1 protein-coding gene is annotated in these 450 nt (G+C 37.1%); it reads left to right on the top strand.

Features of this window, described 5'->3' with window-relative positions:
* A partial coding sequence (locus J7R05_RS08135; RefSeq protein WP_208541864.1) for a translocation/assembly module TamB domain-containing protein occupies positions 1-450 on the top strand: 450 nt, incomplete at both ends.

The raw sequence follows: 450 nt of genomic DNA, 5'->3' as shown, positions 1-450 counted from the left end.
AGGGGAGATTATCACAGCCACAGCTGAAAGGGCATTTTTCTATAGCCAATGGTAGTTTTTTTGATTCACAAACAAATGTAGGATTGAACAATATAACGCTTGAAGGCAAATTAAATGGTGACCATATCCTTATAGAAAAAGCTTTTGCTTCTTCGTCTGGAGGGGGGTCTCTTTCTGCTTCGGGTCGTATTTCTAATGATTTGCAAGCAGATTTAGTATTTAATCTCAATCGCGCCAATTATAATGATGGTTCGATGATTCTTGCAACGTTGTCCGGCAAGATGACAATGACGGGCCATTTTTTAGGCAACCTTGTTATTGGTGGTGATATCATCGTTGAAAAAGCTGAAGTTCTTGTTCCGGATCATTTTCGAAACGCAAAATTTCTTAATATTAAGAATAAGAATTTAACTAAATCGATTCAAAAAACACTTGAACGTGCTGACGTTA

Source organism: Bartonella capreoli, assembly GCF_902813205.1.
In the GTDB taxonomy this organism is placed as follows: domain Bacteria; phylum Pseudomonadota; class Alphaproteobacteria; order Rhizobiales; family Rhizobiaceae; genus Bartonella; species Bartonella schoenbuchensis.
Note: the sequence above shows the minus strand (reverse complement) of the source record. Positions and strands in the feature narration are given on the sequence as shown.